Source organism: Pseudolysinimonas sp., assembly GCF_031389465.1.
Lineage (GTDB): Bacteria > Actinomycetota > Actinomycetes > Actinomycetales > Microbacteriaceae > Pseudolysinimonas_A.
This window is the reverse complement of sequence record NZ_JANMSQ010000337.1, coordinates 1-7991: the sequence shown is the minus strand read 5'-3', so window position 1 is coordinate 7991 and position 7991 is coordinate 1. Positions and strand designations below refer to the sequence as shown.

The following is a 7991-nucleotide window of genomic DNA, read 5'->3' as shown; positions in this document are numbered from 1 at the left end:
CGAGTACCCCGCGATCTGCTCGACGGCGTCGATGGCTTCGCGATCGGCGAGGTAGGAGACGTGGGCCGCGCGATATGCGGCGGCGGTGTCGGCATCCTGAAGCTCGGTGGCGAGCACGGCCATCACGCCCGTCGCCTCGAGAGTCGAGATCGCCGCCGTGGCCGCGGGGTGCGACAGGTAGTAGAGGGTCGGAAACGGAGTGCCGTCGGGCAGCCGGGGCGAGGTCGCGACGACGGTCGGGTTGCCGCAGACGCAGCGCGCCGCGATGCCGATGACGCCGCGCGCCGGGCGACCGAGTTGGGACGACACCACGGCGATCTCGGCGGCCGTCGGGGCGGGGAACGGGGGACGCATCAGCCGTCCTGCTGCGGGCTTTCGAATTGCGGGCTCTCAAGTTGCGGGTTTTCCAGTTGCGCAGGCGTCGCGTCGGTCAGGCCCGCCTCGTACACCGTCGACAGCAGAGCCCGCACCCAGTCGACCTGGGTGGTCTGGATCTCGTCGCTGATCGGCAGCCCGCCCTCGTCGAGCCCCAGGTTCTCGTCGCCGATCACCAGGAACGTGATGTCTCCGGGGTAGACGTAGTACAGCCGATCACGGGCCTGTGCCTCGATGTAGGCGGGGTCACTCCACCGGGCGATCTCGGCGTTCAGCACGTCGACATCCGCCTGCGCATCGATGAGGGACTGCTCAAGGGCGGCGATCTGCTGACGCTGCTCGATGAACGTCTTGAGGTTCGGCGCCAGCACGACGAGCGCCGCGACGACCAGCAGCAGGGTCGACAACGCGAAGCCGGAGAGCCGGAAGTTGCGCAACCACGCGGCCGCCCTCGGCTCGTCGGGGAGGGCTACCGGTACGCGGGTGGCTCGCTCGCGACGCGGCTGCGCCTGCGTCTCACCGCGAGGCGCACGCTGGGGTCGCTGTACCCGGGCCATGCGTCCACAGTAAGCCGACAGCGCGGCCACCCTTCGATGGCCGCGCTGTCAGTTCGCTGAGGCCTCTTCCCTCGCTACGCCTTCGAACGCGGGAAGGCGGAACGGCCGGCGTAGACGGCCGCGTCGCCCAGTTCTTCTTCGATGCGCAGCAACTGGTTGTACTTCGCGACGCGGTCGGAGCGGGCCGGAGCACCGGTCTTGATCTGCCCCGAATCGGTCGCGACCGCGAGGTCGGCGATCGTGGTGTCTTCGGTCTCGCCCGAGCGGTGGGACAGGATCGCCGTGTAGCCCGCGCGCTGCGCGAGGGCGACAGCATCCAGGGTCTCGGTCAGGGTGCCGATCTGGTTCACCTTCACGAGGATCGAGTTCGCGACCTTGAGGTCGAGGCCCTTCTGCAGCCGGACCGGGTTGGTGACGAACAGGTCATCGCCGACCACCTGCACCTTGTCGCCGAGTTCGGCGGTGAGGTGCACGTAGCCGTCCCAGTCGTCTTCCGCGAGCGGGTCTTCGATCGTCGCGAGCGGGTAGTCCTTGACGAGGCCTGCCCAAACCTCGGTGAGCTGCTCGCCCGTGAGCTTCTGCTTCTCGAACGAGTAGACGCCGTCGGCGAAGAACTCGGTCGCGGCGACGTCGAGGCCGAGCACGAAGTCTTTGCCCGCGCTGAAGCCGGCCGAGCCGATCGCCTCGAGGATGAAGTCCAGCGCGGCGCGGGCACCGGGCAGGTCGGGCGCGAAACCGCCCTCGTCGCCGAGACCGGTCGACTGGCCCTTCTTCTTCAGGCCCGACTTGAGCGCGTGGTAGACCTCGGCGCCCCAGCGGAGGGCGTCGGCGAAGGAGTCGGCGCCCACCGGCAGCACCATGAACTCTTGGATGTCGAGCGCTGTGTCGGCGTGCGCGCCACCGTTGATGATGTTCATCAACGGCACCGGCAGGGTGTGCGCGTTGGGTCCGCCGAGGTAGCGGAACAGCGGCAAGTCGGCCGAGTCGGCGGCAGCCTTGGCAACGGCGAGCGAGACTCCGAGGATCGCGTTCGCCCCGACCTTGCTCTTGTTGTCGGTACCGTCGGCGGCGATCATCTCGGCATCAACGAGGCGCTGGTCGGCGGCGTCGAAGCCTTCGATGGCCGGGCCGAGTACGTCGAGCACGCCGGCGACGGCCTTGAGTACGCCCTTGCCGCCGTAGCGGTTCTCGTCACCGTCGCGCAGCTCGTACGCCTCGAAGGCGCCGGTCGACGCTCCCGAGGGAACGGCGGCACGCGAGACGGTTCCGTCGTCGAGCAGCACCTCGACCTCGACGGTCGGGTTTCCCCGGGAGTCGAGGATTTCGCGGGCGCCGACGGCTTCGATGGCAGACATCTTTTTCCTTTGGTTGGGGGTGGGCTGGTGGCGGTGCCCGAGACGATCCTAGGACTGCGGGGTTTCGTTCAAAGATCGAAGAGCGATGGATGCCAGGGTCGTCGACCTGTCGACGAACGTGAAACTGGTGAAGCCTTCCTTCGCGAGGGCATCGAGTGTGGGCTTCACATTCTTGGGGCGCGCCACGAGTCGCACCCGGCTGCCGACTGCGATGAGTTCGGCCTTGAGCGTCAAGAGCTGCGCAAGGTCGACGTCAGCGTCGTGCAGGAGCGCGATCGCCTCCACCCCCTCCCTCGCGGGCAGGTCGACGAGGTCGACGAGCCGCTCGAAGCCGAGCGAGAACCCGGTCGCGGGTACCTCGGTTCCGAGGAACTGGCCGATCATCCCGTCATAGCGGCCACCGCCGCCGAGCGAGTAGTCGACGCTCGGGTGGGCGAGCTCGAAGATCGGCCCGGTGTAGTAGCCCATGCCGCGCACGAGGAACGGGTCGAATCGCAGCAGCACGGCATCCGTGCCGCGCGCCGCCGCAACCGCCTCGCCGATCGCCACGAGCCCCGCGAGCGCCTCGGCGTCGGGGTCGTCGGGCAGCGCCGTGCGGATGGCGGCGTCGCCGAACGGTAGGAACTCCGCCGTCGTCGGGCGGCTAAAGAATGTCTCGAGCTCATCGATGGCCGCCGCGGTGTACCCGCGCTCGCGCAACTCGGCGAGCACCCCGTCCTGGGCGATCTTGTCGAGCTTGTCGATCGTGACGAGCGCGCCGTCGTACTCGTCGGGCGCGAATCCGAAGGTGGCGAGCATCCCGATCAGCAGCCGGCGGTCGTTGACCCGGATGAATCCGCCTGCGAGTCCGAGAGCATCGAGGGCATCGAGGGTCGCGACCAGCAGCTCGGCCTCCGCGCGCGGCCCGGGCTCGCCGAGCACGTCGATGTCGCACTGCACGAACTGCCGGTAGCGACCCTTCTGCGGACGCTCAGCCCGCCACACCGGAGCGATCTGGATGCTGCGGAAGACCGCCGGCAGCTCGGCGCGGTGTGACGCATAGAAGCGTGCGAGCGGCACGGTGAGGTCGAAGCGCAGGCCGAGGTCGGCGAGGTCGAGCGGCTCCTGTGCTGCCTGCAGGTCGTCGCGGGTAAGACCGCGCTTCAGGATGCCGAACGCGAGCTTCTCGTTGTCGCCGCCGAGCCCCGCGTGCAGCCGCTCGCTGTCTTCGGCGACCGGAGTCTCGATTTCGTCGAATCCGTGCGACCGGTAGACCTCGCGGATGACGGCGAGGATGCGCTCCCGCCGAACCTTCTCGGCCGGGAGGAAGTCGCGCATGCCGCGCGGAGGATTGACCTGCTGTGCCACGGGCACTCAGTCTGCCAGTCCCCGCACCCAGGGACGCTCAGCCGAGCTGCGGGCAGCCGAGACCCTGCGCCACGCGCGCCCAGTACCCGACCTGCGCCACGGTGGTCGCGTGCACGACGAGCTCGCGCTCGGTGAAGTGTTCGGTGAGCCGCTCCCCCATCTCCCGCGACACCGCGATCGGGGTGGCGGAGAGCGCCTGGGCGTACTCGATGGCAAGGCGCTCGGCATCGTCGAGGGTGACGAGGTCGGCGGCATCCCGACGTCCCTGCACCACGGCGACTTCATCTTCGGTGAGGTGCTTCTGCCAATCTCGCCCGTTGAACCCGACGCAGAACGGGCAGTCGACGGTCGACGAAACCGTCATGCGCACCAGTTTGAGCATCCGCCGGTCGACCCGCCCGACCGCATCCGCGACGAGCGCCTCCATGACGCCCGCCCCGACCGCCGCTTTCGGGTACCAGGTGAGCAGGTGGGCGACGAGCGTGTCTTCCCCCGACGCTCGCCGGGCGATCCACAGCCCGAACCGCAGCGGAAACGGGATGCGTCGCGGGGGCGCGATGAACGCGGGCAGAGTCATCTGCCCATCTTCACCCCACTCGTCACCCGACCGGGTGATCGTCGGCGTGGCGAGAGAGGTGCCGCGCGTAGCGCTCCGTGAGTTGCACCATGAGGTCGGGGGTGTCGCGGTCGAGGCCGAACACGTAGCCCGGGAAATCGAGCTGCACCTGCCGCGACCAGATCTCTTCGTGCTTGTCAGGCGAGAACATCTCGGCCGGGGAACCGACGGCGACCCAGCCGATCGGCACGACCGACTCCGGCGGCAGCTCGGTGCGCAGATGCACAACGGCGTTGATCCGCACTTCGCTGCGGTCGCCAATCACGGCGCCGTTGAAGATGCGGGCTCCCGTGGCGATGAAGACCTCGTCGCCGATTCGGGCGCCCGAGATCGAGGCGAGCGGCCCGACCAGACAGTGGTCGCCGATCCGCAGGGGGTCTGAAGAACTCGCTCGAAGCACCGCGTTCTCCATCACAATCACGTGCTCACCGAGCACGATCGGTCCGCCCTCGGCGCTGATGACAGCACCGTGCAACACCTGGCAGTCGGCGCCGATCGTCACGTCGCCGCTGATGACGGCGCCCGGCGCGACGACGGCGTCAGGATGGATGCGCGGGCTCTGCCCGAGGTGTTCGACGAGCACGGCTTACGACTTCAGTCCGTCGAGGAATCCCATCCAGCGATCATGCCCCTCGCGGCCTCCGGCGGCAATGGCCCTAGCGCACGGTTCGCGGGGTGAAGAGGGCGAGGCCGACGCCCGCGAGCAGCAGGGTCGCGACGGCGACAGCCATCCGCCCGGTGCCGAGCGGGTCGAGGTACAGGACCGCACCAGCAACCAGCACCCCGAGCCCGCCGAGCAGCGGAAGGATGCGTACCCCTGGGTGCACGACGCCGGCGCGAACCACGACGACCCCGAATACCGTAAGAACGAGGCCCGGTAGTACGGCGAGCGCCGCCGCGACGACCGGGAACAGACGAAACGGCGCCTCGGGCCGCAGCCCGATCACGAACACGAGAACGACCTCGGCGAGCGCGGCCAGCAGCAGCAGAGTGGCACTGCCCAGGGTCGCCGCAACCGGGAGTACCCGATGCCTCCCGGCGAGACCGGTGCGCCCGATGAGCAGCACCGCAAGGGCGACGAAGGCGTGGTGAATCGCAGCGAGTACGAGGGCGACCGCGAACGGCCAGAAGCCGAGAGGGGGCAGAGTCACGAGTGCGACGGCGGCAAGTACCGAGAGCACGATGACCGTCACGCCGACCTGGCGACTGAGCTGCGGGGCGGGGATATCAGTCATGCGAACCGTCTTCCACGGTCCGGCGATACTGCGGCGATCTGGACCATCCAACCGCGCAGCGACGCGGCCCACGCGATGCCGCCGATCGCGCCGAGCACCGCGGAAGGGAACGCGCCGAGTGTGCGCCAGTCGGGCAAGTCGGGCAAATCGAAGTTCCGGGGCATCAGCGTTCCGCGATCTCAACCTGCGTGCGCACGGTGCGCAGCGCTCCGCGAAGGGCGCGTTCGGCATCCAGCCCCGCCTCGCGGGCACCAGCCACCAGCGCGAGCAAGTGAGCGCCGAGCTCCTCTTCGGTGAGGGGCACCGATGCGGGCCCGACAGCCACCCCGACCTTTGCGGCGCGGCCGAGCACCTTGTCGGCGAGGGCGAGCGACGGCATCCCCGACGGGATCCCTTCGAGCACGCTCGAGCGGTGCGACTTCTCGACCGCCTTGACCGCCTCCCACGTGGCGACCACCTGGTCGGGCGTCTCGGCAACGACATCCCCGAAGACGTGCGGATGCCTCCCCACCATCTTCTGCGTCATGTGCTCCGCGACATCCTCGAGCGTGAAGCGGCCCGCCTCCGTCGCGATGTCGGCGTGGAACAGCACCTGGTAGAGCACGTCGCCGAGCTCCTCGACCAGCTCGTCGTCGTCGCCCGACTCGATCGCTTCCACCAGCTCGGCGCTCTCCTCGACGAGGTACTGCACGAGCGACGCGTGCGTCTGATCGCGGTCCCAGGCGCAGCCGCCCGGCGCTCGCAGGCGTTCGAGCGTCGCGATCAGCTCGTCGAGGCAGGGGTGCGGGGCATCCGTCATGCGTTCATCCTGCACGCCTTCAGACGGTGGGGTCGGCCTGCGCCTCACGTGGCGTCGCGACCCGCGGCATCGCGATCGCCGCTATGAGCAACAGCAGGGCGACGAGGGCCGCGCCCGTGAACACCGCAGCAGCGGCGGACTGCATCGTCGCAGGAACCGTCTCGTCGCCACCCTGAGCGAAGATCACGGTGTTCGCGATCGCCCCCAAGGCGGCAGCGCCGAGTGCCTGACCGATCGACCGGAAGAACATCTGGGTACCGGTGACCACGCCGCGCTCGTTCCACTCGACACTGGCCTGGGCGGCCACAAGGCTCGGGATGGCGGCGAACCCGAAGCCGGCGCCGATGACGAAGCACAGGAGCGCGACCAGCCAGATCGAAGGCGCCAGGGTCGAGAGAGCGAGCCCCGAGATTCCGAGCACCAGTACGGCGCCACCGAGGATCGACGTCGGACGGAACCCGAACCGCAGGTAGACCCGCCCGGCGACGACCGCCGCAGCAGGCCACCCGATCGTGAGGGCGCCCAACGCCAGGCCGGCGAGAATCGGGGGGGCGCCGGTCGTCACGGTAAGGAAGGTCGGCACGTACTCGGTCAGACCGATCAGCGCAGCGCCGATGCAGAATCCGAGGAGGTTAGTGGTCAGCAGCAGCCGTCGCGACAGCACCCAGAACGGCAGGATCGGTTCCGCAGCCCGCCCTTCGACCACGAAGAACCCAGCGAGCAGCACGGCACCTGCACCGAACACGACGAGGCTCGGCACCGAGTCCCACGCCCACCCGTGGCCGCCCTGCAGAACGCCAAGGATGAGCAGGGTCATCGACGCCGTCAGCAGCACCGCGCCAGCGACATCGATGCGGTGGCGACGTTTCTCGACCTTCTCCCGGAACCTCGACCAGATCATCCATCCGGCCAGCAGGCACAGCGGGATGTTGACGAAGAAGATGCCGCGCCACAGGTCGAACTGCGCGAAGATCCCGCCGAGGGTGGGGCCAGCGACGGCCGCGAACGCCCAGACACTCGCCAGATAGCCCTGGACGCGCGCGCGCTCTTCGAGGGTGTAAATGTCGCCGATCATCGTGATCGTGATCGGCAGCACCGCGCCAGCCCCGATGCCCTGCACCGCTCGGAAGGCGATCAGACTCGGCATATCCCACGCGAATCCGCACAGGATCGAGCCGAGCAGGAAGACTCCGATCCCCCACAGGATCAGCGGCTTGCGACCGATCGTGTCGGCCAGTTTCGCGTAGACCGGCACCGTGACAGCGGATGCGAGCAGGTAGACCGAGAACAGCCACGGGAAGGAACTGAATCCTCCGAGATCGTCGACGATCGAGGGGATCGCCGTCGCAATCACCGTCGAGTCGATCGCAACCAGCCCGGTCGCCACCATCATCGCGACCAGCAGCGGCCCGCGTTCTGAGCGGAAGCCGACGCCGTCTGTCACACCAGGGTCCAAGCACTCATCGCCCCCCACTATTCCGGATGGGTCACTATTCCTGATCAGACAGAATGGCCACGTGGATCTCGCCGCTCTCGCCCTGCTCGGCGTCACCCTCGGGATTCTCTTCTGGCGGGCGATCAATCGGGAACGACGCGATTACGCCCGGTTCAAGCGCATGCGATCGACCGTCGCGCGGCAGAAGGTGTACCGCCGCTGGATGACCGAGGCAGCGATCGTTCTCGGCGGGCTCTCGGCCGCGACCGTCG

Annotated in this window: 9 protein-coding genes and 1 pseudogene; 1 reads left to right on the top strand and 9 read right to left on the bottom strand. The window is 68.6% G+C overall.

Going from position 1 to position 7991, the window contains the following annotated elements; genetic code table 11:
• The 9 genes from RMO30_RS12965 to RMO30_RS12925 form a co-directional block, all read right to left on the bottom strand.
• A partial coding sequence (locus RMO30_RS12965) for a DUF501 domain-containing protein (RefSeq protein WP_309714231.1) occupies positions 1 to 357 on the bottom strand: 357 nt, incomplete at its 3' end.
• Positions 354 to 932: a septum formation initiator family protein gene (locus RMO30_RS12960; RefSeq protein ID WP_309714225.1), complete on the bottom strand. Its 579-nt coding sequence runs from the start codon at positions 930 to 932 to the stop codon at positions 354 to 356. The genes RMO30_RS12960 and RMO30_RS12965, both read right to left, overlap by 4 nt.
• Before the next feature lie 74 nt (positions 933 to 1006).
• A complete protein-coding gene (eno, locus tag RMO30_RS12955; protein WP_309714223.1) occupies positions 1007 to 2287 on the bottom strand; it encodes a phosphopyruvate hydratase in 1281 nt (426 codons plus the stop codon).
• A gap of 48 nt (positions 2288 to 2335) precedes the next feature.
• Positions 2336 to 3604 (bottom strand): ATP phosphoribosyltransferase regulatory subunit, encoded by a 1269-nt coding sequence (locus RMO30_RS12950; RefSeq protein ID WP_309714229.1) that lies wholly within the window; start codon positions 3602 to 3604, stop codon positions 2336 to 2338.
• A 67-nt stretch (positions 3605 to 3671) separates the two neighbouring features.
• Positions 3672 to 4211, bottom strand: coding sequence for a hypothetical protein (locus RMO30_RS12945; RefSeq protein WP_309714221.1), 540 nt, complete (start codon positions 4209 to 4211; stop codon positions 3672 to 3674).
• A 22-nt stretch (positions 4212 to 4233) separates the two neighbouring features.
• Entirely contained in the window at positions 4234 to 4833 is a 600-nt protein-coding gene (locus RMO30_RS12940; RefSeq protein WP_309714219.1) for a gamma carbonic anhydrase family protein, read from the bottom strand.
• Positions 4834 to 4906: 73 nt separating this feature from the next.
• Positions 4907 to 5485: a hypothetical protein gene (locus RMO30_RS12935; RefSeq protein WP_309714217.1), complete on the bottom strand. Its 579-nt coding sequence runs from the start codon at positions 5483 to 5485 to the stop codon at positions 4907 to 4909.
• Between the two features lie 163 nt (positions 5486 to 5648).
• Positions 5649 to 6284: a MazG family protein gene (locus RMO30_RS12930; RefSeq protein ID WP_309714215.1), complete on the bottom strand. Its 636-nt coding sequence runs from the start codon at positions 6282 to 6284 to the stop codon at positions 5649 to 5651.
• A gap of 19 nt (positions 6285 to 6303) precedes the next feature.
• Positions 6304 to 7677, bottom strand: coding sequence for an MFS transporter (locus RMO30_RS12925; protein WP_309714227.1), 1374 nt, complete (start codon positions 7675 to 7677; stop codon positions 6304 to 6306).
• A 124-nt stretch (positions 7678 to 7801) separates the two neighbouring features.
• Here RMO30_RS12925 and RMO30_RS12920 point away from each other — a divergent pair.
• Positions 7802 to 7991 (top strand): annotated as a pseudogene (locus RMO30_RS12920) (CPBP family intramembrane glutamate endopeptidase); the annotation flags it as partial.

Coding starts and splice junctions, on each gene's coding strand:
- RMO30_RS12960 (WP_309714225.1), bottom strand. CDS start 932: ATGGCCCGGGTACAGCGACCCCAGCGTGCGCCTCGCGGTGAGACGCAG.
- eno (WP_309714223.1), bottom strand. CDS start 2,287: ATGTCTGCCATCGAAGCCGTCGGCGCCCGCGAAATCCTCGACTCCCGG.
- RMO30_RS12950 (WP_309714229.1), bottom strand. CDS start 3,604: ATGCGCGACTTCCTCCCGGCCGAGAAGGTTCGGCGGGAGCGCATCCTC.
- RMO30_RS12945 (WP_309714221.1), bottom strand. CDS start 4,211: ATGACTCTGCCCGCGTTCATCGCGCCCCCGCGACGCATCCCGTTTCCG.
- RMO30_RS12935 (WP_309714217.1), bottom strand. CDS start 5,485: ATGACTGATATCCCCGCCCCGCAGCTCAGTCGCCAGGTCGGCGTGACG.
- RMO30_RS12930 (WP_309714215.1), bottom strand. CDS start 6,284: ATGACGGATGCCCCGCACCCCTGCCTCGACGAGCTGATCGCGACGCTC.
- RMO30_RS12925 (WP_309714227.1), bottom strand. CDS start 7,677: ATGATGGTGGCGACCGGGCTGGTTGCGATCGACTCGACGGTGATTGCG.